This is a genomic window from Pseudomonas sp. LBUM1655 (assembly GCF_059716085.1).
The window spans coordinates 4973368-4998351 of sequence record NZ_CP166801.1 but is presented as its reverse complement, the minus strand read 5'-3'; the positions used below and the strand labels follow the sequence as shown (position 1 = coordinate 4998351).

Genomic DNA, 24984 nt, shown 5'->3' with positions numbered 1-24984 from the left:
ATGGAGTTGAAACCGATGAAACGTGTTTTTTTGCTGGGTGTGCTCAGCGTGTTTTACCTGACGGCACAAGCCGGTCCGCAGATCAACGTCGGCACGGTATACGACTATCTGGATGCCGATAAAAGTACCTACCTGAAACGGATCTTCAACAGCGGCGACGCGACAGCGTTCGTCAAGGTCAACGTGCTGGAGATTGTCTACGGTGCTGATGGCACACCTCAGGAGATCCCGGTTCAGAACGCCGCTGACGGCGCCTCGCGCAACGGGTTGATGGCCAGCCCCGCGCGGCTGATCGTGCCGGCCCAGGGCATGCAGGGCACGCGTTTGCTGTACATGGGCGAGCGTGATCGCGAGCGCTACTTCCGCGTACGTTTCGTGCCGGTGGTGCCGGAAAAGGAAGATGAGTTCGCCGTCACCGGTGAAGAACGCGAAGACTACAAAAAGTCGCTGAAAGCCGGGGTCAACGTGATGACCGGGTTTGGCATTGTGTTTTTCGTGCGGCCCAAGGATGCGCGTTTTGCCACCGCAATTACCGAGACCGACAGCCGTTATGAACTGCGCAACGATGGCAACACGGTGGTGATTGTCGACGAGTTCAAAAGCTGCGCGGTGAACAAGGAAACCGACTGCGGCGCGACCACCAAGCACCACTTGCTGGCGGGCAAGACCTTCGCTTTCGACAAGGAGAAGGGGCGCGAGTACCGCTTTCTCCTGATCGAGGGTGGCGATAAGAAAGTCCTCAAGGTCGCAGGCGGCAAGGCCTGATTTCCAATGACGCAACGGGTAACCGACATGATCAAGCAATGCACCGTTGTCGCGCTGATGGTCACGGCGGCTCTGACAGCCAACGTGGCGTGGGCGGCCCGGGAAGAACACACCTTTGAAGTGTCCCTGACCATCCCCAGCCGACCGTTCTACATCATCCCCTCCGAGCCGGACTGGATTCACCGGCCCCAGCGGCTCGACTGGAATCACTCGACATCGAGTCTGAGCAGTGTGCGCAAGAACTTTGATGTGCGGCACGACACCAGCGCGATTGAAGCGCGCCTGGAGGCCGAGCCGTACCTGTCCAACGGTCGCGCCGGTGAGGAAATTTATTTGCAGGTGAGCTTCAACGGGGTGCAGTTGAGCGCCGAGACGACACCGCGCCAAGTGGTGTCGCAGGAAGAAGCCGCTACGGGCAAACGGGTTCTGTTGCAGATCGATCCGATCAAGCCGGACGGTGGTTACCGCCCCGGGGACTACAGCGGCAACGTGCTGCTGCTGTTCAACGCCAGGGCGCCGGGCGAGTGAGTCGGACCGTGAAATTTCCTTGGCTTTATCGACACTGTTTTGGAGAACGCCCGTGAGCTTTTCAATCGCCCCGGCCTGCCGGTCATGGATCGGTTTGCTGCTGACACTGGTTGCCAGTGCGGCATCGGCAGAAGTGCATAACATCGACGCGACCTTCGAACCGGATTTTGCCAACCCGCAGAGAAATCAGTTCAAGAACCAGACGCCGTCCGAGGGGTTTTGTCTCCAGGTGCCTGCAACTTGCGAGTCCCTGGGTCTGTTTAGCCTGGTTGCGCGCATACCGTTCGAGGCCAAGGCGCCGATTCAGGCCAACCACGCTGATCCGCGTCAGGGGGGGATGGCCAAGGTGCCTTCGGACTGGCGCACGGTCACCGTCACCCATGCTTCAGGTGATACGCACGTTGTCGAGCTAAGGATTGCCGGTATTGGTCATGAAACCGGATTCCCGATATCGGTCGGTGAAATAACCGGAGGCGGTTGGTGGGATGATTTATGGGAAGGGGGGGCCTGGAGCTACGCTCCGGCACCGTGCCTGGGGGTTGGTATAGCTACGGCGGGCCACCATGGCTACAACAGTTTCTGGAGAGTGCCGGAAGGCGCGGGTGTCTGCTCGAAAAAGGCCTTGTTCGATATTCCGATTGGCATGCATTACCAGTATTTCGTTTACGCCTACGAACTGCGCACCCCGGACCCGCTGAAAATGGAGTCGGGCGATTACACCGGCTCCATCACCTACACCGTCGGCCCGAATATGGACTTCGACATGGGCGATGTGTTGACCCCGGACGACTCGATTTTGACCCTCAACTTCAATCTGAAGGTCACCCACACCATGAAGGTCGACATTCCTCCCGGCGGCAATCGCGTGGTGCTGGAGCCGGTGGGGGGCTGGCAGTCCTGGCTGGATCAGGGGCGCAAGCCGACACGGCTGCTGCGCGACCAGACCTTCAATATCTCGGCGTCGAGCCGCTTCAAAATGAACATGGAATGCCAGTACGTCATGGGCAACAACTGTGCGTTATGGGAGTCGACCGCCGGCCACGCCGTGCCGCTGGAAGTCAGCGTCAGCCTGCCCAACGGCCTGACGGATGGCGCAGGGCAGCCAGTCAATCGCCGGCGACTGCTGCGCGATGGCAGTGGCACCGAGTTGTTCCAGCCGGGTTTCTATCTGGATCGCAAGGTCGGCACGCTGCATTTCGAGGTGGCCCGTGAAGCAGTGGATGAAATGCTCAACGAAGGTGTGGCTCGTAACTATTCGGGCAATGTCACGGTGATCTGGGATTCGGAGTTGGGTTGAGTCTGGCGGCGTCAGCCAGCCTGTAACGGGGCTGGCTGACGGCACCGATCAAAGTCCGGCGCGGGCCAACGCTTGATGGGTCAATGTTCTGCTCAACTGGTTGCGCGCATAACCGATGTCCTTCATCCAGCGGTCATAGCGGGCATCGCTCATGGGGTCGCCGCTGAAGACCTCCCGGTGGGGAATGTTCAGTTGATTGGCCAGGCCTTCCATTTTTCGTTGAAGTCGGTTCATTTGCGTTTGCGGGGTCGGGTTCGCCCATTCCGCCTGGGCCTTGCGCAACTCATCGAGCAGCCCCGGTTTTTCCTCGAACAGACGATCATTGATTTCGTATTGCGTCGGATGGGTTCGACGTAAATGACGTTCCCAGAACGGATCGGAATACGAGTCGATCATCCCGTCCACCAGCCCGTCTCCTTGCTCGCGGGCAATGATTGAATCGTAGGCCGCGTCGATCTTGACTTGCGTCACGCCTGAGCGCGGCTGATAGAGCATGCCCTCGGACTGCCACGGTAACTCCAGGCGCTTGCCAAGCCCCGTCTCGTAGGCCATGTGCACTTCGATTTCATCGGGCGCGGCATTTCGCCCAGGGTTGATCAGGTGCTGTTGCTCTTGGCGTTTGACCTCTTCCACGGCCACATCCGCTATCCGGTCCAGACGCGCGGCACTGCGTGCGAGCCGCGTAAGGTCGATGTCCAGCACTTTGGCGGATGTCGGCTGCGCATAGGCTTTCGATACCAATACCTTCATGCCCATGTAGTTGAACAGCTGCGCCCCGCCTTCTCGGCAGTTGTCCGGCTCCCGGGCGTGCTTGAACAGTTCTTCGCGCAGTTCGCTGTCCAGCGCAGCGGCATCGATCATTTCCCAGACTCGCTGCGTCAACTGTCTACGCGACTTGTCGGACTGGTAGTCCCGGGCGTCTCTCTGCTTGCGTATGACCTTGAACAAACCTTCGGAGCCGGGCTCTGCCAGCACATCCTGCCAGGACTCCTCGCGGTACTGTGTGAAAGACGTTGAAGGACTGAACGTTCCTTGCTCCTGGGGTAGCAATCGCCAGTGATTTATCTCGTCCGCAACGGCCGGGGAGTAGACTTGCTGGCGGCTGAAACCTACCGACTGGCGATAGTCGCCGTAACGTATCCGGTCGCCGTTGGACAGTCGGGCCGTGTCGAAACGCGCGCGACTGAGAATGAAGGCCTGATCGGATCCCGGCGTGACCTCGGGCAGGCTGCTGATCGGGCATTGGCGCATGTCCAGGGCGAATCCCCGTGAGCGATGTCTGTCTGCATTACCCACCTTGAACAGGCCCTCCGGCCAAGTCTCGATTGTGCTGTTGGCCAGGTCCAGCCGGTTCAGTCGGTACAGACGCCCGACGGCGGGCGGGCGACGCAGTGGGTTGCCGCTCAGGATCAGGGTTTGCAGGCGGGAGAGTCGACTCAATTGCTTGTTGCTGTTGGCCATGACGGTGATGTTGTTGTCTGCCAGATCCAGCGTTTCGAGCTGACGCATGCGACCCAGCGCCGGAGATATCTCGGTCAAATCGCATTGACGGGCGCTCAGTTGGCGCAAATGGGCGAAGTCATCCAGCAGACCTTTGTCTGCGACAGAAAAGTGTGTGTTGTCGAGTTTCAGCGCGGTGATCTGGTTCAGGTATTTTTTCATCCCGGGTTGCTGGCGCAGATCGTTCCACCAACGATCAAGATCGGGTTGTGAAAGGTCGGTGGACAAGTCCAGCGTATAGCCTTGTTCCGGGTGGTTGCTGCGCTCACCGAAGATGTCGCTTTTGCGTTCGAAACATTCAAGCAGTTGCTCTTCGATGTGTCTCCCGCCGTTTTGCAGGAAATCCCTCGATACTCCCGGGATCCGGTCGCCAAAGTCGTCCAGTTCGCCCGAATAACTTTCTCGCCAACTGCTCAGGGTTTGGCGCAAGGCACTGCGTTCGTTCTCCAGTTGCTCGATAGCAGGGACAATGTCCCCATTGTTCTGGAGCGCCTGGATGAACGTTGTCACCTCTCGGTCGTTCATTTTTGGATACAGCTGTTTGATCCTTTTCTCCGGTGTTTTTTCGCCAAAGAACCACGGCCAGCCTCGCACCAGTGTCTCGGTTTCAATCGTGGGCACGGTGCGAATGGGTGGCTCGGCCAGCAAGGTTCTGCGTTCGCCGGGTGCGGCGGTGGTTTCCATGATCCACGCCTTGAGTCGGCGACCATCGGTGCCCTTGCTACCCAGTTCCACACGTTTGCCGTCGGGCAGGGCATTAAGCATCGCCTGGTAAAAATCGCTGGCGTCATGCAAGGGTCGGTTGTTGCCGTCCACTACCTCGTACTGCCCGTGTTCATTGCGAATCAGCCGCCGCACCTGCGTGGCGTCATCCGCCCCGGCGCTGCAACGCAAGGGGCCGTCATGGACGCCATCGAGGACTTCAATGCGCAGATCGGCAAAGGTATCGGTGTGAATCTTGAGGGTGTTCAGCACCAGTCGTTCGGTGTCTGGCAGGACGCTCTCGTCGCGATAGAAACCCTCATAGGCACGTGCGGCAGAGGCTTCGAAATTCAACTCACGGGCTTGCGCCTTGATCCGCAAAGGCAGGCGGTTTTCATCGACGATACGCTGCATTTCGGCGGGTTTGGCCCCGGTCAGGAGTTTTTCTGCCAGTGTCAGTGGCATTTCAGGAAATGTCTGTTGCACCACGCGGATATCGGCCTTGTTTGATCGTTCACCCGCCTGGTACAGACGCTTGGCCACTTCTCCCTGACGGGCCTGCACTGCATCGGCCAAACGCTCACGCAGTGCCTGAGGACGTTCTGCTGGCGCGACGTCACGACCGAGCAGGGCCTTGCACTCGGCGTCATCGAGAAAACCGGCGAGGCGTTCGGGTAACTTGCCGTAGATAAGGTCTGTGTGACTGATGTTCAGGGTGTTGGCATCTGTGGCGCCGGGGTTGCGGTACTTGCGCGAATAGCCACTCAAGTCGGCCTGTTCGTACACCCTCAACGCCCGTTCACGGGGCCATCCCGGCAAGCCGGTGGTGATCGGTTCAAACCAGACGGCGTCCGAGGCGAGCGGCTGGCCGTCGCGAATAAGGGTGGCTGATCGCTGAACATCGTCATAGGCGGTGAAACGTTTGATGGTGTCGGCCAGCAGCGGTGGCGGTGGGCTGTTGTCATCATGCATCTGTCGTAATTCGTCGGTGTCGGTGCCGCTGCTGATGCGGATCTGTTCAAGCTCGGCGGGCGAGAAGCGTTCGACGTCGTGTCCCAAACGCTGCATCAGGGTCTGATCCGACCAGTCCTGCGGGCTTTCGGCTTCATGCCGCCAGGCACCATGGTCGTTGTGCTCGATCTTCGGCCGGTAGGCGTTGGGGCGCGAAGGGTGTTTGATCCGGTGAGTTCTGGAGGTGGGTTGTGTCGAGGCTTTTTCGACGCTGTAGAGTTTGCCTTCCAAGGGCAAAAGGGTGTCGCGGCCGACCTGATGCAGACCGTGCCTGTCGGGTTTCGAGGCGGCCGGCAGCGTCATCGTTTTTTGCTCGTAAGGCGCAAGATCCGGATGCCACAGCGAAGGTTTGCCATTGGGCAGCGTTACCGGTTTCATGCCTTCGACCAGTGACGACAGTTTGAGCTTGAACGCGCTGCCGATTTCAGCGCCTGCGCCGAACGCAGCCAGTTGAATAAAGCTTGTCACCACACTGATCACATGTTCGCCCATTTCTTGCCAGAGACCTTCGGCGAGATCGACCAGGCCTTCGATGACATCAGTGGTGATTTGATAAACCGTGTAGGCCATCATCAGTTCGCCAAGCCCCGGCACGAACGGCGTGGCGATCAACAGCGCAGCATTGAAAATGTCCGATACGATTTTCTTGAAGTTGTCCCACCAGGCCCAGCGCGCCTTGCTGTCTGTGTCGGCGGTGGACACGGCGAGTTCGCGGGCATCGTTGAGGATCTTGTTGAGTTTCTGTTGGTAGGCGTGGGTCCAGTAGTCCGGTGCCAGCGGCAGGTGTGCAAGTTGCAGGCGCGGGGTGGGTATGGGGTCTTTGCGCCACGGTGGCCGTTTATCGTTGTGGTCGTCAGGCTTGTGGTATCGAGTGATAAACAAGCGTTGCTCAAGCTCGGCGAAGAAGTGTCCGCGTTGTTGCTGGTCGACAAACTGGCTGAAGAATTGCCGGTAGCTCTGTTTCGTTGACGCGGTGACTTTGTCTTCGCGCAACTGACGCGACAGTTCGGCGCTGAACGCCTGTGGCGACGGGTATTCCTTGAGCGGGTGATCGGGATCGTGCGGGACATAGACAATCAGTCGATTGATCCCTCGACTGTCACGCACGGCGTGCATCAACAAAAGGACCCCGGTCAACCGCGTACCCAGCATCGACAGGTCACAGCATTGCAGCCGTCTGCCGTTGAGCATCAGCCGGGTCTGGTTGGCGGCCAGTTCGAGCAGCATCTTGTAGGCGTCGTACTCGATGTCCTGGGTGAGCAATGCCAGTTGCGCCGCAACGGCCAGTGCATCTTTCTGACTTTCGATCACTTTGTTTTTCAGCACGGCTTCGGCGACAGGCTCGCCGGGCAATAGATAGCTTTCGAGGTGTTTTTTGTATTGCGCACCGATGTCCAGTTCCCGGCACAGTGTCTGGAACTGGCTGATGCTCATTTTCTGTTTGATGGGCAGGATGTCGAAATTGCCGATCCGATCCGGTTTGCTGATGAAGTCGGAACCGGCGGCGACCTTTTCATGGCTGGCGAAATTGTGCAGTGCAGCATCCAGTAGGGACACGTTACGAGCGGTGACTCCGTCGGAAAGGTTCAGCACATACCAGGGGTTGTCCTTGGGCATGTACAGGCGCAGCCAGATCCTTTCGATGTCGGTATCGCTTTCGGTGTTGCGGGTGGTTTCGATGCCGAAGCGTTTTTTCAGCTCACTCTGGAGCAGGGGAGTGGCGAAGGTTTTCAGGTCGATTTTTTGCAGCAGGTGATCAACCTGGTTCTGTGAGCCCCATGCTTTGAGATTGGCGGCTCTGAGCTTTTCGAGGTAGGCGGTTGGCGCGCTGATGTACCACGGTTCGACGTTCAGCGGTGTCGCTGCGAGTGCCAGACCTCGGCCGACCGTGGCGGCCTTGAAGCGGTCATCGACTGCGTTGGCAATGAGTTCGTAATGCTGCCCTTTGTCCGGTGTGTGAGCAGGCACGGGGGAGTCAGACATGGCCAATCATCCTTGATTGTTGGAGGAGTGATCAGCCTACCTGCGAGGGGGTAAAACAAAAGTTCAAAGATCAGCGAGCAAAGGGCGCTACGGGTGGCTAACCCGACGAAAATTCGAATTTGAAAAATACATAAGTACCACCCGCCAACGAGAAAAATCCTCACCCTGTATCAGAAATGCCTGACACGAATTGTTACTTCGCTCAAGGCTTTATTATGCCGGCCACTGCCACGCCGGGTGTCTGCGTCGGATGACATTGCGAGTCGCTGCCCGGTTGCAAATACGGCGTGAGAATCGGCGCCATGCCCTTGAGCACCTGCACGGGCAGGGCCGAGGTGAATTTGAAGTTCTCCGCCGAGCGCCCAGGAACGAACGCGGTGAGGGTGCCGAAATGGTGGTCGCCGATGAAGAACACGAAGGTCGCCGTGCGGTTGATCGACTTCGAACTGAGGATGCGTCCTCCCGAGCCGATGGCCTCGATCCGGTTGTCGCCGGTACCCGTTTTGCCACCCATGGCCAGCGGGCTGCCATCAGCCAGTTTGAAACTGCCGGAAACACGTTTTGCAGTACCGGCGTCCACCACCTGCGAAAGGGCTTCGCGCATGGCGTTGGCGACTTCGGACGGCATCACTCGTTTGCCGACGTTGGGGTCATTGACCAGCCGGGTTTCATACGGTGTGTCGGCGGCAAAATGCAGGCTGTCGATACGCAGCGTCGGCATCCGCACGCCATCGTTGAGGATGGTGCCGATCAACTCGGCCAGCGCGGCGGGACGGTCGCCGGAGCTGCCGATGGCGGTGGCCAGCGATGGCACCAGGTGATCAAACGGGTAACCGACTTTTTGCCAGCGCTGGTGAATCTCAAGAAACGCTTCGATCTCGAGCATGGTGCGGATGCGACTGTCACGGGCGCCTTTGTGTTTGCTCTTGAACAGCCAGCTGTAGACTTCCTGGCGTTCGAAATGGCTCGCTTTGACGATCTGGGTGAACGTTGCGTCCGGGTTGTTCAGCAGATAACCCATCAGCCACAGATCGAGCGGATGCACCTTGGCGATGAAGCCTTGATCCGGCAGATCGTAGCTGCCCGGGCCGTAGGAATCGTAGAGCCTGATCAGGCGATCATCGGTGAGCTTCTCGGTGACCTTGGCGCCTTTGAGATGCGAGCGCACGAAGCTGTTGAAGTCTTCCTGACTGGCGTTCGGCAACAGATAACGGTGCACGGCAGCCATGCGGATCGGTGTCGGACGCATGCTGTCGAGGAACGTGTCGAGGCGCGCCTGGGTGTTCTTGTTTTTGTATTTTTTCCAGAACTTGAGCAGGAACGAGGTGCCTTCGCGGTCGGCAAAACTGGCCAGGTATTCCTGGCGTCGCGGGTCGCGATCGTCCTTGAGCAACTCGGCACTGCTGTTGGGGCCGGAATACGTGACGTAGCGCACCACGTCGCGCATCAGGCGAATGAACGGCAGGTTGATCGATTCACGCAGGGCATCACGCAGGGTCGGTATGCGGCCGTTGTCTTCCTTGCGAAAGTTGTTGAAGGTGTGCAACCCGCCGCCGGTGAAAAACGCCTCGCCGGGGCTGGCCGAGTATTTGCGATCGAGTGCGGCGCCGAGCATCTTTGACAGGTCGTGGTCCTTGTTCTGGATCAGGTAGTCGATGACCCACTGGCTGAGGCGATCCTGATCGGGCACCTCGATTTTTTTCAGTTCCGGCACGCTCATCGCGCCGTACTTGTCGTGCAGTTCAGCGATGATTTGCAGGTACGTGGTGAGCACGCGCATTTTCGCCGTTGAGCCCAATTCGAGTTTGCTGCCTTCGTTGATGTCGAACGGCTGGTCAGTGCTGTCGGTTTGCACCCGTACACGCGAGCCGTCCGGGGTCAGTTCGAACAGGGTGAAGCTGTAGCGCACCTGCGTGGTGCTGGTCGGCGTCAACAGACGTTCACCGAGCAAACCGATTTCGCCGGCATAAGCCGGATCGGCGAGTTTCTTCAGGTAGGCGGTGGCCTGAGTTTGCAGGTCACCCTGCAGGGTACTGGTGGCCGAAAGGTCGAGGCGGTCGAGATCGTACAACGGGCGATTGAGCATGCTCGCCAGACGACTGCGGGCAGCGCTGATGCCTTTGTTGGTTTCAATCGGCTGCATGGTCGGCTGAGTCTGCCAGTCGCGGTAGCTGACCTTGCTGGCGAGCGCAGCATCGGCGAGGGCGCTGTCGATCACGCCGCTCTGCTTGAGCAGGCGCAAGTGGCTGTCGGTGAGGTCGGAGAGTTCTTCACGGCCCTTGGTCAGGTAATGCGACGGGCGCCGCTGGGCAATCATCAGCGAGAGCATTTCGCGCAGGGCCAGGCCTTTGTCGGCCATGGTTTTCGCATCCGTTGCCGGGCTGTTCAACTGGGCGTTGGCCTTGTTGAAATCGCTGCCGTACCAGACCCGCAAGCCTTCGGCCATGCCATGCACTTCGCCATGCCCAGGCACTGCCGACAGCGGCACGCTGTTGAGGTAATCGCGCACGATGTTCTGCCGCGCTTCCAGGGTTTGCGGGCCGGGCTGATAGGCGCGCACGCTGGCGGACATCATCTGGCGGATTTTCTCGGCGCCGGAGACGGTCAGGCCGTCAGGCGAATGCCGGTACTTCTCCAATTGCGTGGCCAACGTACTGCCGCCGGCCGATTGCCCGGGCAGGTTCAGTAACTTGGCCACTTGCGACCACGCGGCCTTGCCGAACCGTGGCCAGTCCACCGCCGGATTGGCGAGCGGTTGTTTGGGATCGAGCAGAAAGCGGTTTTCGATGAACAACAGGCTGCTGACCACTACCGGCGGAATCGTCGCGAAGCTCGCATACAGTTGCTGCGGATAGTTGTACTTGTACAGCGGCGCGGCCCGGCAATCGGTGATCGACAGCCCGGCCTGGATCTTCTCGGAATACGGTACGAACAGGCCTTTGTCGGTGTAGCTGAGCAGCGCGGGCGAAAAGCGTGTCTGCTCGGTGACAACATAATTGCGCTTGAGCAGGCGCGGCAGGAACTCATCGAGGGCGCTGTAACCCAGACGCAGATCGAACGGCCCGTTACCCGGATAGCGAATGGCTTCACTGGGTCCGGGCTCCAGTTTGTAGGTCAGCGAGGCGGCATATTGGCTGAGCTCACGGGATTGAAAGCGCGAGGTGCGCATCTCTTTTGACGCGGCGAGCCCCACCACCACCGCGATAATCAGCAGCAACAACCAGAAAGCCTTCCACCCGTGCCGGCGGCGGGTTTTTTCAGGGACAGGCGCTTGATCATCCACACGTTCAGTCGGAACCACGGCTTTACTCGAATCGGTTTGCCACAAAGCGCCCATAGTCGATTGATCCATTCACGCAGATTGATCGGACTTGTCTGAAGCTTAGACGGTGGTTGGCGGTGGTGAAAAAATTGTGAAAGGTTGGGAAGCTGAATAAATCTGAAATAAGTATCTGACTTTGGGGTCATGGGCTGTGGCGAGGAATTTATCTGTGGCGAGGGGATTTATCCCCGATGGGCTGCGAAGCAGCCCCAAAAACCTCATCTCCCAAATATTCAGGCACACCGCATTCTCTGGGTTTGGGCCTGCTGCGCAGGCCATCGGGGATAAATCCCCTCGCCACTGATACCTCTCCATCACAGATAAACCGAGCTGAATCAGGTTCAGAGCCAGCAGGCATCCCAAAGCGGGTAATCGCCGATTTTCTTCACCAGTCCAGCTCTTAGGGGATTGGCCACGATATAGCGGGCGAATGGCTTCAAGTCCTCGCCGTCGCGAATCGCGCGGTCGTAAAAGCCGGTTTGCCACAAAGGCCCCCGTCGTCCGGTTTTTTTGTTAACTGCGTGAGAGCAGCGTGCCTTTATCCCGCCAATCACCCCGCCCAGCGTGCCGGTTTGCAATTGCATCAACCAATGAAAATGGTCAGGCATGACAACCCAGGCAATTGACTCTGCTTGGCCTTCGTCATGAGCCTGACGAAGTTGGGCGACTAATAAACGACCTGTCTGCCAATCAGAAAATACCCGCTGCCGTGCGTGTACTACAGCGGTGATGAAGTAGGCGCGACCGACCTCCGAGCTTCGGCCAAGGCGCAGACGGTGAGAGTTTGGATAGGCAGACACATTCACTTCCGTGTGTTGGTTCATTGATCTCCTAAGGCTAGAGCTCGCTTATCCAAGCCGGATCTGTAACTGCTGAGTGAATTTTCCTTATCGTGTGAAGGATTGGTAAAGGTCTGTACCCGTGGCGAGGGGATTTATCCCCGATGGGCTGCGAAGCAGCCCCAAAACCTCAGGTTTCATATATTCAGGCACACCGCATTCTCTGGATTTGGGCCTGCTGCGCAGGCCATCGGGGATAAATCCCCTCGCCACTGATACCTCTCCATCACAGATAAACCGAGCTGAATCAGGTTCAGAGCCAGCAGGCATCCCAAAGCGGGTAATCGCCGATTTTCGTTACCAATCCAGCTCTTAGGGGATTGGCCACGATATAGCGGGCGAATGGCTTCAAGTCTTCATCATCGCGGATGGCGCGGTCGTGAAACCCGGTCTGCCATAAAGGACCGCGACGTCCGATTTTTTTATTAACAGCATGGGTGCAGCGAGCCTTTATTCCACCGACGACCTCTCCAAGATTGTCGGTTTTCAACTGCATCAACCAATGAAAATGGTCAGGCATGACAACCCAGGCAATTGACTCTGCTTGGCCTTCGTCGTGAGCCTGACGAAGTTGAGCGACTAGCAGACGGCCCGTTTGCCAATCAGAAAATATGGGCTGGCGTTCGTGTACCACCGCAGTGATGAAGTACGCGCGCCCAATTTCGGAACTTCGGCCAAGACGCAGACGATAGGAGTTTGGATAGGCAGGCACTTTCACTTCCGTGTGTTGGTTCATTGATCTCCTAAGGCTAGAGCTCGCTTATCCAAGCCGGATCTGTAACTGCTGAGTGAATTTTCCTTATCGTGTGAAGGACTGGTAAAGGTCTGTACCCGTGGCGAGGGGATTTATCCCCGATGGGCTGCGAAGCAGCCCCAAAACCTTATCCCCCAAATATTCAGGCACACCGCATTCTCTGGATTTGGGCCTACTGCGCAGGCCATCGGGGATAAATCCCCTCGCCACATAGGGACCCCGGACAGATCCGCGGGGTAGAGCGATTGCCAGAGCAATACCACCAAACCCCAGGGCATGACGATGCACCAATGCTGTGCAATACTCGGCGCCTTTTTCTGTGGCGAGTATTCCTACGTAAACCAGCTAATGCCTCTCCGAAAACCCCACTTTTACCGAGAGTTGTCGCTGAATGTTGTGGTTTATAGAGTGAAAACGCCTGCAGAAGGCTTTTTATACTGCACGCCCCGCTGATCTTGAAGGTTTGTCCTGCAAGACGCGTCTGCCCACGAAGCAGGCGCGGTTTCCTGCCAGCCAAGGCCTATCGGCCGACGCTTCGATACTCGGTGGTCATATCCAATAACAAGACGAGGTTGTATCCCTATGCCAGTTGGCAATCACCTGCCTCACGGCGAAACCGCTCAGGGCGGTCCGCTCAAACGCGAACTCGGCGAACGGCATATTCGCCTGATGGCACTCGGTGCCTGTATCGGCGTCGGTCTGTTTTTAGGTTCGGCCAAGGCCATCGAAATGGCTGGCCCGGCGATCATGCTCTCCTACATTCTTGGCGGGCTGGCGATCCTGGTGATCATGCGCGCCCTCGGCGAGATGGCCGTGCATAACCCGGTGGCCGGTTCGTTCAGTCGCTATGCACAAGACTACCTCGGCCCATTGGCGGGCTTTCTCACCGGCTGGAACTACTGGTTCCTGTGGCTGGTGACCTGCGTGGCGGAAATCACCGCCGTGGCCGTGTACATGGGCGTCTGGTTCCCCGACGTACCGCGCTGGATCTGGGCGCTCGCGGCGCTGGTCAGCATGGGCTCGATCAACCTGATCGCAGTGAAAGCCTTCGGTGAGTTCGAGTTCTGGTTCGCCCTGATCAAGATCGTCACCATCATTGCCATGGTGATTGGTGGCGTCGGCATTATCGCTTTCGGTTTCGGCAACGATGGCGTGGCACTGGGGATTTCCAACCTGTGGGCCCACGGCGGGTTCATGCCCAACGGCATTCAGGGCGTGTTGATGTCCCTGCAAATGGTCATGTTCGCCTACCTCGGCGTCGAAATGATCGGCCTGACCGCCGGTGAGGCGAAGAACCCGCAGAAGACCATCCCCAACGCGATCGGCTCGGTGTTCTGGCGGATTCTGCTGTTTTACGTCGGCGCCTTGTTCGTGATTCTGTCGATCTACCCGTGGAATGAAATCGGCACCCAGGGCAGTCCGTTTGTGATGACCTTCGAACGTCTGGGCATCAAGACGGCCGCCGGCATCATCAACTTCGTGGTGATCACCGCTGCATTGTCGTCCTGCAACGGCGGCATTTTCAGCACCGGGCGCATGCTCTACAGCCTGGCGCAAAATGGTCAGGCCCCGGCCGGTTTCGCCAAGACGTCGAACAACGGTGTGCCGCGTCGTGCGCTGCTGCTGTCGATTTTTGCGCTGCTGCTGGGTGTGCTGCTCAACTATCTGGTGCCGGAAAAAGTCTTCGTCTGGGTAACCTCGATCGCCACCTTCGGCGCGATCTGGACCTGGGTGATGATCCTGCTGGCGCAACTGAAATTCCGCAAAGGCCTGAGTGCCAGCGAACGTGCCGGCCTCAAATACAAGATGTGGCTGTACCCGGTCAGTTCGTACTTTGCCCTGGCGTTCCTGGTGCTGGTGGTCGGCCTGATGGCGTACTTCCCGGACACGCGCATTGCCCTGTACGTGGGCCCTGTGTTCCTGGTGCTGCTGACCGTGTTGTTCTACGTGTTCAAGCTGCAACCGACCAACGCGGCGCAAGGCGCGGTGCGTTCGGTTTCGTAGTTTGCAGAGGCTGAAACAGCAAAGCCCCGGTCGAGAGATCGGGGCTTTTTTGTGGGTGATACCCGGTCGCGGGGCGGGTAAAGCAGGCGCGACCGTTGGTCGGAATCACCCGCCTACCTGTAATTTCTGACAGTAGACCGGCCCATCCCCTTGGCCTAGCTTGAAAGCCCGGCAATTGGCAACGGCAAGGAACGGGCATGAAAGGATTTTCCGCAACGAGCGTGATCGGCGTGGCCGATGCACTTATCCACTGGCAAATATTCTTCGTGCTCCGCACTGCGGTTGGCCTTGATCAGGCGGCCAGCAATTTTGCGGCGTTCTGTGTGGCCGCGGCATTCTCGTTTTACGTGAATGCGCTTTATACGTTCGAGCGAGAAACGTCGGTGTTCGTCTACCTGATGTTTATCGGCCTGATGGGGGCCGTGAGTTTCGGCGTGGGCGTGATTGCTGATGCCCGTAATCTTCCCGGGCTAGTGACCGTGGCTTCGTTTTCGTTGCTGAATATCTTGTTCGGGTACTGCTTTTTCCGTTTTGTATTGTTTCGTGAGCGTCAGACATGAACGTATCACTGACGGATTACCCCCTGACGTCCGAGTCTTGCGTGACTTCACTGCCCTTCGTAGTCGATCTGGACGGAACCCTCCTCAAGTCCGATTTGCTGTTCGAATGCGCAATGGCCTTTATCCGCAGTAAGCCGTCGCAATGTCTGAAACCTTTGGCCTGGCTCAGTCATGGCAAGGCGTATTTGAAAGAGCAATTGGCGCAATCGACGGAAATCGATGTCGCCACGCTGCCCTACGATCCCGACGTACTCTGGATGATTGAGGGGCAACGCAAAAGCGGCCGGAAAATAGTCTTGGCCACGGCCAGCCATTACTCATTGGCAGTACGCATTGCCGAACACCTGAAGGTGTTCGATGAGGTGTTGGGGACCACCCTTGAGCGCAACCTGTCGGGAATGCACAAACGTGATGTGCTGGTCACGCTGTACGGTGAAGGAGGGTTCGACTACGTCGGTAATTCGTTTGACGATCTGCCGATATGGCGCTCGGCCAGGCAAGCCTATGTGGTCAATCCGTTAGCGGGTGTCGAGCATGCCACTCGGCACTTGGGCAACGTTGTCCAGGTGATTCGCTCTGACACGACCAGCTTCAGAAGTTGGTACAAAGCCTTGCGCATTCATCAATGGGTGAAGAACGCGCTCATTTTTGTCCCTCTGCTCGCCGCCCATCAACTGGCCAACCCGCTGCCGCTGTGGCACGGCGTGCTGGCTTTCGTATTTTTCGGGTTGTGTGCATCGGGTGTGTACGTCCTGAATGACCTGCTCGACCTTGCCGATGATCGCAAGCATCCGACCAAGCGCCATCGACCGTTCGCCAGTGGATCTTTGTCGATCAAGTCCGGATTGATGGTTTTTCCTTTGCTGTTGCTGGTGTCCTTTACTGGCGCCTGGTTTTGCCTGCCTCGGGCATTCGTCGCGGTGCTCGCCTGTTACTACGCACTGACGCTGGTTTATTCACTGGTGTTGAAGCGACTGATGGCGCTCGACGTGATTGCCCTGGCCCTGCTTTACACCCTGCGCATCATTGCCGGTGGCGCCGCTTTTGAGCTCGAATTGACGGGCTGGATGCTGGCCTTCTCCATGTTCATGTTTTTGAGTCTGGCGCTGGTCAAGCGTTATGCCGAACTGTTGCTGGCGCTGCACAGCGGGATCACCGGGAAAACCGGTGGCCGCGATTACTTTCCCGCCGATCTGGCGATGCTCTCTTCATTGGGTGCAGCGTCCGGTTATCTCGCCGTTATGGTGCTGGCGCTTTACATCCATGACAGCGCGACCACTGCGCTCTATGCACATCCTCGATGGATCTGGCTGGCATGCCCCGTATTGTTGCTCTGGATCACCCGGATCTGGCTACTCACCCATCGCGGCCGAATGAATGACGACCCGGTGGTGTTCGCATTGCGCGATCGTTTGAGTCTGGCGATGGGCGCGGTGTTTACGCTGATTTTCTGGGTGGCGGCATGAAGCCGGCACTGACCTCTTGGGGAGCCTACCCCGATGCACCGCAAACCGGCCATCCCTGCCACTGGCAAACTGACGTGGAGCTGCAGTGGCAGCAGTTGATCGAGGCCCACGGCACCACGTTGCCGTTCGGCAATGGCCGCAGCTATGGCGACAGCTGTCTGGCCGTCAGTGATCATGTGTTGCAGTTACGTCCCTTGAGTCGCTTCATCGAGGCTGACTGGGTGAACGGTGAGATCTGCGCCGAGGCCGGGGTGACCCTGGGCGAGATTCTGCAACTGGCCATCCCGCACGGCTGGTTTTTGCAGGTTACACCCGGGACGCGGCATGTGACGCTGGGCGGAGCGGTGGCCAATGATGTGCACGGCAAAAACCATCACCGGTGCGGGACGTTTGCTCATTCGGTGGTGAGTTTCGGTCTGCACCGGTCCCAGCAATCGCCCATGGTCTGTTCGCCAACGGAGAATCCCCAATGGTACGCCGCCACAATCGGTGGACTGGGCCTGACCGGCGTCATCACTTGGGTGAACCTTCGCTTGCGCAAGGTCCAGACCAGCCTGATCGACACCACGCGGGTGCGCTTTGACGGGCTGGATGACTTTTTTGCCCTGTCGGCCGAAATGGATGCCCGGCACGAATACAGCGTTGCATGGATCGACTGTCTGGCCAGTGGCAGTGCGCAAGGGCGCGGTGTCTTTACCGCCGGGGATCATTGCGAAACGGGTGCGCTTCAGGCCGCAGTGCCGCGTTCGCTGCACATGCCGATCCGGCCACCGGTATCGCTGATCAATCCGCTCACTTTGAAACTGTTCAACCGTCAATACTGGAACCGGCAACCGACAACCCGACAATTTCGGACGGTCGCCTACAGCCCGTTTTTCTATCCATTGGATCGAATCGAGCACTGGAACCATATATACGGACGCAAAGGCTTCCAGCAGTTTCAGTGTGTTTTGCCGAGCGCGGTGGCGCAGGCGGCATTGGCCGAACTGCTCAAGTCCATCGCCCGCAGCGGTGCCGGCTCCTTTCTCGCGGTGCTCAAACGTTGTGGCGATATGGCTTCCCCCGGGCTGCTGTCCTTTCCAATGCCGGGCATCTCACTGGCACTGGATTTCCCGCAGAACAGTGCCCTGACAAAAAAACTTCTGCCGCGTCTCGACTCCATCGTCCGCGAAGCGCATGGCCGTTTGTACCCGGCCAAGGACGCACATATGAGCGGCAGCGATTTTCGCCAGGCCTATCCCGCCTGGGAGCAAGTGGAAGCAATGCGCGACCCGGCCCTGATTTCCCGTTTCTGGCAGCGAGTCATCCGATGAAAAAAATACTCATTGTGGGCGCTACATCGGCCATCGCCAGTGCGTGCGCACGACTTTGGGCGGCTGAACGGAGCGAGTTTTTTCTCGTCGCCAGGGATGGGCAAAAGCTGCAGCAAACCTGCGCTGACCTGCAAGCCCGAGGTGCTAGAGCGGTAACTCCCTATGAGATGGATGTCAGCGATACTGCCGGGCACGCCGTCATGTTCGAGCGCTGTATGGCAGCGTTGCAGACGGTGGATATCTGTCTGATTGCCTATGGCTCCTTGCCGAATCAACGCGAGTGCGAACAAAGCGTTGAGGTAGCCTTAAGGGAGTTCGCCAACAACGGCAGTTCGGTGATAGCCCTGTTGACGCTGTTGGCTAACCGCATGGCCGCTCAGCATCGCGGCACCCTGGCGGTGATTTCCTCGGTGGCCGGGGATCGCGGACGTCCTTCCAACTATCTGTACGGCGCAGCCAAAGCCGCAGTTACCGCATTTTGCGAAGGCTTGCGCGCGCGCTTGTTCAAATCGGGTGTGCATGTGATCACCATCAAACCCGGTTTCGTCGATACACCGATGACCCGTGGGCTGGCGCTACCGGCGTTGCTGGTGGCGCAACCGGATAGCGTCGCGCAACGCATCGTCGCGGGTATCGAGCGCAAGGCGGCGGTACTTTATGTGCCCGGATTCTGGGCGTGGATCATGGGGTTGATTCGGGCCATACCGCAGCCGATTTTCAAGAGGCTGAATCTATGAGCCAGGCGCTGATGCTCTCCGGGTGGCGCTATCGGGTTCTGATCGGTTCGGTGGTCTGTTCCGCCCTTGCATATCTGGCCGTTTCCCTGTGGGGCGGGTGGCCGGCCGTGAGCGCGGCCCTCAGTCGGGTGGGCTGGGGGGAGGGAGGGCAAATCGTCGGGCTGGTGCTACTCGGTTACGGTCTGCGTTTTTTGCGCTGGCAGGTCTACCTCAATGCCTTGCGCCATCCGCTGCCCTGGTGGCCAAGTCTGAAAATCTATCTGGCGGGATTCGCCCTGACCACCACCCCCGGCAAGGCAGGCGAGGCGTTGCGCGGAGTTTTGCTCAAGCGTTGGGATGTGCCGTATCCACACAGTTTTGCCGCACTGTTCAGTGAACGCCTGTCGGACTTGATGGCAATGGTGGCATTGGCCCTGTTCGGATTGAGCGCGCATCCCGAATGGTTTTCGATGATCTTTGCCTGTCTGGTGCTGTTGGTGTGCGGCGTATTGCTGGTATCCCGACCAGCACTTGTCGGTGCTCTTGATCGACGGGTCGATCAAAGGAACGGTTGGTTTCCCCGTTTGTTGCGTCATGTCGTTCAAGTGTTGCACCAGTCCCATAGTTGCCACACCCCACGCCGCCAGATTGGCGCGACGCTTTTGAGTGTTCTGGCCTGGGGGCTGGAAGCGCTGGCGTTTTACTGGATTCTCAATGCCATGGGTGCGGATGTGCCTCTGACGTCCGCGATGTTCATTTATGCCGTTGCCATGTTGGCCGGTGCCTTGAGTTTTATGCCTGGCGGGTTGGGCAGTGCCGAAGCGGTGATGGTGGCGTTGCTGGTATCGGGCGGCGTGGCATTGCCTGATGCGATTGCTGCGACGGTTTTGTTGCGGTTGGTGACGTTGTGGCTGGCGGTGGGGTTGGGGGCTGTGATGCTTGCCTATAGCAAGCAATGACGGTTCCACACGCGGACATTAACTATGGATAGTCGGAGCGGCCATGTTTTCAAAACGAAGTAAACAGCTATTTAACAAATACACCCTGTTGTTGCTCATTGTTGCGCTTGGCACCGTATTGCGTAGCTATGATTTGTTTGGGAAAAGCTTGTGGTTTGACGAAGTGTTCAGCGTCAACGTAAGTGATCCGAATCACAGCCTGAGTGAAGTTTTTCATGTGACGGTCGAAGATGTTCATCCTCCCTTCTACCAGATTCTGCTTTGGCTTGTTTTTCATGTTTTCGATTACGGAGAACGTGTGGGGCGGGTACTTTCGGTTGTTTTTGGCGTGGCACTGCTTCCAGCAATATATTGCCTGGGACAAAAACTTTTCAATGAGCGCGTTGGCACAATTGCAGCGCTGTTGAGTGCGGTTAACTTTATTTTTATTGCGGCGGCTAGAGATACAAGATCCTATAGCCTATTGGTTTTTTTGGCAGTGATGTCATTTTTGTTTTTTCTCAGGCTGATCGAAAAAAAGAATGCTCCGGCAGTAGTGGTTTATGCGGTTTTTGCATCGATGCTAGTAAATACTCATTATTTTGGCTTCTTTATGGTAATGACTCAGTTTGTTCTATTGTTTTATTTTTCGATGCGGGCGGGTGTCGATAAACGTCTGCTTATTTCAGGTGGTGCTGCCGGGTTAATCATTTTGTTCTCGTTAATTCCCTTGTTTTCTTATGTGTTGATCAATCTCAGGAGGACTGACACATGGATACAAAAACCGAACGAAGATTTTCTAATAGAAATTTTTGTTCTGCTGTTCGGGGATCTGTCAGTGGTATTGCTCTGTGGGATGTTTATGGTGTTTGCACTAGCCAAACTTTTTGTGCAGGCAGACAAGAGTGATTCGTTAAAGGTGTTGATGCTCTGGTGGTTTTTAGGTTTTACAATGGCGTGGCTTCGGTCATTGTTTTATACGCCAATATTGTCACCCAGAAATATGATTGTCTTTATGCCGGTCATTATAGTGCTTGTGTCCTTTGGCTTTAATCTCGTGCGTGAGAATTTTGTTCGGTGGCTGTTGCTGGGGTTTGTTTGTGTGATGTCAGTGTCTTCTTATCTGGCGAGTCCTGAGTATAGTAAGCTGCGAATTGAGCATGATCTCCGGTCGCCAGTGAAGAAGATAATCGAGGATGCTAGAAATATCCCTGTATATGGTGATTCGGTTTATTCTGATTATTTAAAGATTCTGGGTTCGCCTGTTCGTGCTGCTCCCTATGAAAAATTGATGGCTGAAATAAAAGAACATAGTACGCCACACTGTTTTTACATACTGGATATCGATCGGCTTCGCGATTATTCCGATCAGTTGGATGTGATGGTCGTAGAAAAGGTGGAATATCAGAAAACTTCGATTGCATTGCTCAAATCAAACGGGACGCAGGGGTGTGAGCCAGGCGCATTGACTTACAAATAAGTCAATGCGCCTGTTTACTTGTTTCTCAAAGTTTGAAAGCAGGGAGCTGGCGCCAAATCTGCCATCAGTGGCGCCAGTGTGCTTTCAAGCAGCCACCACTTCCTGCGGTTCAAAACTATCCGCCCGCGCCATCTGCCACATCCGCGAATAGAACTCTCCGTTCACTTCCCCGGTGAGCAATTCCCCCGGCTTCAAAAACACATGCAACTGCGAGAACAGCTTGATCTCGGTCGCCGACATGCGTCGTACCAGATGCTTGGCCGACAGTTGCGATGGATGGTCCAGCCCGGCCGCCGCGAGCATTTCAGCCAGGGCCTTCAACGTGTTGCGGTGGAAGTTGAATACCCGCTGCGCTTTGTCCGGCACGACCAGTGCGCGTTGGCGCAACGCATCCTGAGTGGCGACGCCGGTCGGGCATTTGTTGGTGTGGCAGCTTTGCGACTGGATGCAGCCGATGGCGAACATGAAGCCGCGCGCGGAGTTGGCCCAGTCTGCGCCGATGGCCAGCACGCTGGCGATGTCAAAGGCGCTGACGATCTTGCCGCTGGCGCCGAGTTTGATCTTGTCGCGCAGGTTCAGGCCGACCAGGGTGTTGTGGACGAACAGCAGGCCTTCGCGCATCGGCACGCCGATGTGGTCGGTGAATTCCACCGGCGCGGCGCCGGTGCCGCCTTCCTTGCCATCGACCACGATGAAGTCCGGCAGGATGCCGGTTTCCAGCATGGCTTTGGCGATGCCCATGAACTCCCACGGATGGCCGAGGCAGAACTTGAAGCCCACCGGTTTGCCGCCGGACAGTTCACGCAATTGCTGGATGAAATGCATCATCTCCAGCGGCGTGGAAAACGCGCTGTGGCGGGATGGCGAGACGCAGTCTTCGCCCATCATGATGCCGCGGGTTTCGGCGATTTCCTTGGTCACTTTGTGCTTGGGGAGAATGCCGCCGTGGCCCGGTTTTGCGCCTTGGCTCATCTTGATTTCGATCATGCGGACTTGCGGATTCTGCGCCTGAACGGCGAAGCGTTCCGGGTCGAAACGGCCGTCGCTGGTGCGGCAGCCGAAGTAGCCGCTGCCCAGCTCCCAGGTCAGGTCGCCGCCGTGTTCGCGGTGATACGGGCTGATGCTGCCTTCGCCGGTGTCGTGGGCAAAGTTGCCGAGTTTCGCACCCTGGTTCAACGCGCGAATGGCGTTGGCGCTGAGCGAGCCGAAGCTCATCGCCGAAATATTGAACACCGAGGCCGAGTACGGCTGAGTGCACTGCGGGCCGCCGACGGTGACGCGGAAACTGCTCGGGTCGCTCAGCGGCGCCGGGCGCATCGAGTGGCCGATGAATTCGAAGCCGGACTGATAGACATCGATCAGCGTGCCGAACGGCTTGTCGGCGCTTTCATTCTTCGCCCGCGAATACACCAGCGAACGCTGGGCGCGGGAGAAGGGCAGGGCGTCGCTGTCGGACTCCAGCAGGTACTGGCGGATCTCCGGGCGGATGCCTTCGACCAGATAACGGATGTTGCCGAGGATCGGGTAATTGCGCCGCACCGCGTGCGGACTTTGCAGCAGGTCGAATATACCGATCAGGCTCAATACGCCGGTCACAGCGGTGATTGGCCACAGCCAGTCGTGTTCGAGAAAAGGCAGGCTGGCGAGGGTGAAAATCACGCAGACGGCAAAGAAGGCGTAGCGGCTCAGGAGTGACAGGCTCATACGGTTTCCTTGGGTTCGGACTCGGGTTTTAAAGATCGTAGCCTGCGGCAGTCCTACAGTTAGATGCATGGCTTGCCCCTTTAGGAGCTGCCGAAGGCTGCGATCTTTTCAGGCGTTTTGTGCCTGGAGAAATATCGAAAACAACTCGGACTGGGACTTGATCCCGAGCTTGCTGTACATGTGTTTCTTATGGACTTTCACGGTTTCTACAGAGATTTCCAGCTTACGAGCGATTTCTTTGCTCGAGCAACCGCTGAGCATCAAGCGGCCGACATCCAGTTCCCGGGCGGTCAGTTGCGCGCCCTTGAGTTGTTGCACCGAAGCTTCCAGTTGCACCCGCCAATCCGCCGGAGCAGGTGAGGCCGCGAGGGACACGGTTTCATTGATTTCGTAAGGCAGACGCTGGCGCAACAAGCCTAATACCCACGGCTGAATCAGCGACAACAGCGCGATCTGTTCAACTGTAAAACGCTGTTTGCTGCCCAGCGACAGGCACAACGTGCGTTCACCCTGGAGCTGACAATTGAACTGGATTTCGTCGGCCACCACATTCAGACGAAAGTATCGCTGGTAATACTCGGTCAGCTCGAAATGTTCTGGCGCCACTTCCGAGAGGCGATACAACCCGGTGCGCGATTGCTCGCGGCAGGCGATGTAGAACGGATCGAGCAGGTACAGACCGCGCAGATAATCCTGGAACAACTGATCAGGGCTACCGTCTTCACCAGGGCATTCGGCAAAGACTTGCGGGTGCTGATCGGCGCTGAACAGCAACGCCACCCAGCTATCGAACGGCACGTACTGATCGAGAAGACGCACCAGTTGTGCCCAGAAATTCGGCTTGTCCAGCGCATCGATCAATTGCCCGACGGCGCGGTGCCAGGTGATGTCGTCAAACGAAAGTGTCATCGATCTACCCCTATCGGGTTACCCCGGCCGCGTGATTCCCTGGCCGGTTGCTTGCTGCGCATACTGGCCCACAGACAGGCACCGGGCAATCTTTCAGCGCCCGGCCAATAGAACAAGGACACCTCATGAAAGTCGAACTCGCCCAATTGGCGGGCCGTGACAATGGCACTGCCTACAACCTCGAACGAGCCCTGGCGGCAATTGCGGCTTGTGCAGCCGACACGCAACTGATCGTGTTTCCGGAAACCCACCTGATGGGTTTCCCGACTGCCGACACCGTGGCGCAAACATCCGAAGCGGTGGACGGCCCGACCGTCAGCTCGGTGTTGGCCGCCGCCCGCGAACGCAACATCGCTGTGGTGATCGGCATGGCCGAGAACGACAACGGGCGCTTCTACAACACCACGCTGCTGATCACCCCTGATGGCATCGCCCTGAAATATCGCAAGACGCATCTGTGGGCGTCGGATCGCGGTGTGTTCGAGGCCGGTGACCGTTATGCGACCTGCGTGTGGAACGGTGTGCGCGTCGGTCTGCTGATCTGCTACGACATCGAATTCCCGGAAACGGCCCGGGCTCTTGCACAGCTCGGCGCTGACCTGCTGATCGTCACCAACGGCAACATGGACCCGTACGGCCCGACTCACCGCACCGCGATCATGGCACGCGCGCAGGAGAATCAGGCGTTCGCGTTGATGGTCAATCGGGTGGAAGCAGGGGATGACGGTTTGATGTTTGCCGGCGGCAGCGCGCTGGTGGATCCGCTTGGGACTTTGCTGTTTGAGGCGGGGCGTGAAGAAGGACAGTTCACGGTTGAGCTGGATTTCAGCCAGTTGCAGATTGCGCGCAGGGATTACCGCTATCTGGATGATCAGCGGTTGAAATTGCCGGGGGAGGTGGTGGTGCGGTCTTCGGGTGTTCGGGAGTTGTTGATTCCTGCCGGTTAACCGCTGCCCTCACCCTAACCCTCTCCCGGCGGGAGAGGGGACTGACCGAGTCGCTTTTTCGAAGTACACCGACCTGAGATATCCAGCCGAACTCGGGGCTTGAAAGCGACAAAAATCTGCCCCCTTTCCCCCTCGCCCCCCCTGGGGGAGAGGGCTGGGGTGAGGGGGAAAGATCTCAAGTCGTACAAATATTTCAGTCACACCAAAACAACAAAACAAACCCGCAACATTCGCCGAACTCGGCTC

At 57.7% G+C, this 24984-nt stretch carries 17 protein-coding genes; 11 read left to right on the top strand and 6 right to left on the bottom strand.

What is annotated here, in order from left to right:
* Positions 1-15 precede the first annotated feature (15 nt).
* The 3 genes from ACA074_RS22305 to ACA074_RS22295 are packed head-to-tail and all read left to right on the top strand — an operon-like array spanning position 16 to position 2590.
* Positions 16-765, top strand: coding sequence for a molecular chaperone (locus ACA074_RS22305; RefSeq protein WP_489878801.1), 750 nt, complete (start codon positions 16-18; stop codon positions 763-765).
* A 27-nt stretch (positions 766-792) separates the two neighbouring features.
* Complete coding sequence (locus tag ACA074_RS22300; RefSeq protein ID WP_401266407.1) at positions 793-1293, top strand: CS1 type fimbrial major subunit; 501 nt, start codon at positions 793-795, stop codon at positions 1291-1293.
* A 52-nt stretch (positions 1294-1345) separates the two neighbouring features.
* On the top strand, positions 1346-2590 hold the full coding sequence (locus ACA074_RS22295; RefSeq protein ID WP_497677816.1) for a hypothetical protein: 1245 nt from the start codon (positions 1346-1348) through the stop codon (positions 2588-2590).
* Positions 2591-2638: 48 nt separating this feature from the next.
* Here the strand turns inward: ACA074_RS22295 and ACA074_RS22290 are convergent, their stop codons facing one another.
* The 4 genes from ACA074_RS22290 to ACA074_RS22275 all read right to left on the bottom strand — a co-directional run bounded on the left by ACA074_RS22290 (position 2639) and on the right by ACA074_RS22275 (position 12659).
* On the bottom strand, positions 2639-7786 hold the full coding sequence (locus ACA074_RS22290; RefSeq protein ID WP_497677815.1) for an NEL-type E3 ubiquitin ligase domain-containing protein: 5148 nt from the start codon (positions 7784-7786) through the stop codon (positions 2639-2641).
* A gap of 202 nt (positions 7787-7988) precedes the next feature.
* On the bottom strand, positions 7989-11123 hold the full coding sequence (locus tag ACA074_RS22285) for a transglycosylase domain-containing protein (protein ID WP_497677814.1): 3135 nt from the start codon (positions 11121-11123) through the stop codon (positions 7989-7991).
* Positions 11124-11449: 326 nt separating this feature from the next.
* Positions 11450-11908: an REP-associated tyrosine transposase gene (locus tag ACA074_RS22280; protein WP_497679344.1), complete on the bottom strand. Its 459-nt coding sequence runs from the start codon at positions 11906-11908 to the stop codon at positions 11450-11452.
* Between the two features lie 292 nt (positions 11909-12200).
* Positions 12201-12659 carry an REP-associated tyrosine transposase gene (locus ACA074_RS22275; protein WP_489878947.1) on the bottom strand — a complete coding sequence of 153 codons (459 nt, stop codon included), beginning with the start codon at positions 12657-12659 and terminating at the stop codon, positions 12201-12203.
* A gap of 624 nt (positions 12660-13283) precedes the next feature.
* Between ACA074_RS22275 and ACA074_RS22270 the strand changes: the two genes are divergently transcribed.
* The 7 genes from ACA074_RS22270 (at position 13284) to ACA074_RS22240 (ending at position 21178) form a co-directional block, all read left to right on the top strand.
* The gene (locus tag ACA074_RS22270; RefSeq protein WP_401266415.1) at positions 13284-14705 is read left to right on the top strand and encodes an amino acid permease; all 1422 of its coding nucleotides are present in this window, start codon (positions 13284-13286) and stop codon (positions 14703-14705) included.
* 197 nt (positions 14706-14902) lie between these two features.
* Positions 14903-15265 carry a GtrA family protein gene (locus ACA074_RS22265; RefSeq protein ID WP_187680211.1) on the top strand — a complete coding sequence of 121 codons (363 nt, stop codon included), beginning with the start codon at positions 14903-14905 and terminating at the stop codon, positions 15263-15265.
* On the top strand, positions 15262-16731 hold the full coding sequence (locus ACA074_RS22260) for a UbiA family prenyltransferase (protein WP_497677813.1): 1470 nt from the start codon (positions 15262-15264) through the stop codon (positions 16729-16731). Before ACA074_RS22265 ends, ACA074_RS22260 begins: the two co-directional genes overlap by 4 nt.
* Positions 16728-18044, top strand: coding sequence for an FAD-binding oxidoreductase (locus ACA074_RS22255; protein ID WP_497677812.1), 1317 nt, complete (start codon positions 16728-16730; stop codon positions 18042-18044). Before ACA074_RS22260 ends, ACA074_RS22255 begins: the two co-directional genes overlap by 4 nt.
* Positions 18041-18781: an SDR family oxidoreductase gene (locus tag ACA074_RS22250; RefSeq protein WP_497615279.1), complete on the top strand. Its 741-nt coding sequence runs from the start codon at positions 18041-18043 to the stop codon at positions 18779-18781. The genes ACA074_RS22255 and ACA074_RS22250 overlap by 4 nt, the downstream gene beginning before the upstream one ends.
* Positions 18778-19719 (top strand): lysylphosphatidylglycerol synthase transmembrane domain-containing protein, encoded by a 942-nt coding sequence (locus ACA074_RS22245; RefSeq protein WP_401266427.1) that lies wholly within the window; start codon positions 18778-18780, stop codon positions 19717-19719. Before ACA074_RS22250 ends, ACA074_RS22245 begins: the two co-directional genes overlap by 4 nt.
* Before the next feature lie 43 nt (positions 19720-19762).
* A complete protein-coding gene (locus ACA074_RS22240; protein ID WP_497677811.1) occupies positions 19763-21178 on the top strand; it encodes a glycosyltransferase family 39 protein in 1416 nt (471 codons plus the stop codon).
* Positions 21179-21262: 84 nt separating this feature from the next.
* On the opposite strand, the gene ACA074_RS22235 is transcribed toward ACA074_RS22240, so the two are convergent.
* Both ACA074_RS22235 and ACA074_RS22230 read right to left on the bottom strand, forming a co-directional pair.
* On the bottom strand, positions 21263-22882 hold the full coding sequence (locus tag ACA074_RS22235) for an FMN-binding glutamate synthase family protein (RefSeq protein ID WP_401266432.1): 1620 nt from the start codon (positions 22880-22882) through the stop codon (positions 21263-21265).
* A gap of 108 nt (positions 22883-22990) precedes the next feature.
* A complete protein-coding gene (locus ACA074_RS22230) occupies positions 22991-23791 on the bottom strand; it encodes a helix-turn-helix transcriptional regulator (RefSeq protein WP_187680203.1) in 801 nt (266 codons plus the stop codon).
* Positions 23792-23916: 125 nt separating this feature from the next.
* Between ACA074_RS22230 and ACA074_RS22225 the strand changes: the two genes are divergently transcribed.
* Positions 23917-24738 (top strand): carbon-nitrogen hydrolase family protein, encoded by an 822-nt coding sequence (locus tag ACA074_RS22225; protein WP_497677810.1) that lies wholly within the window; start codon positions 23917-23919, stop codon positions 24736-24738.
* Positions 24739-24984: the final 246 nt, after the last annotated feature.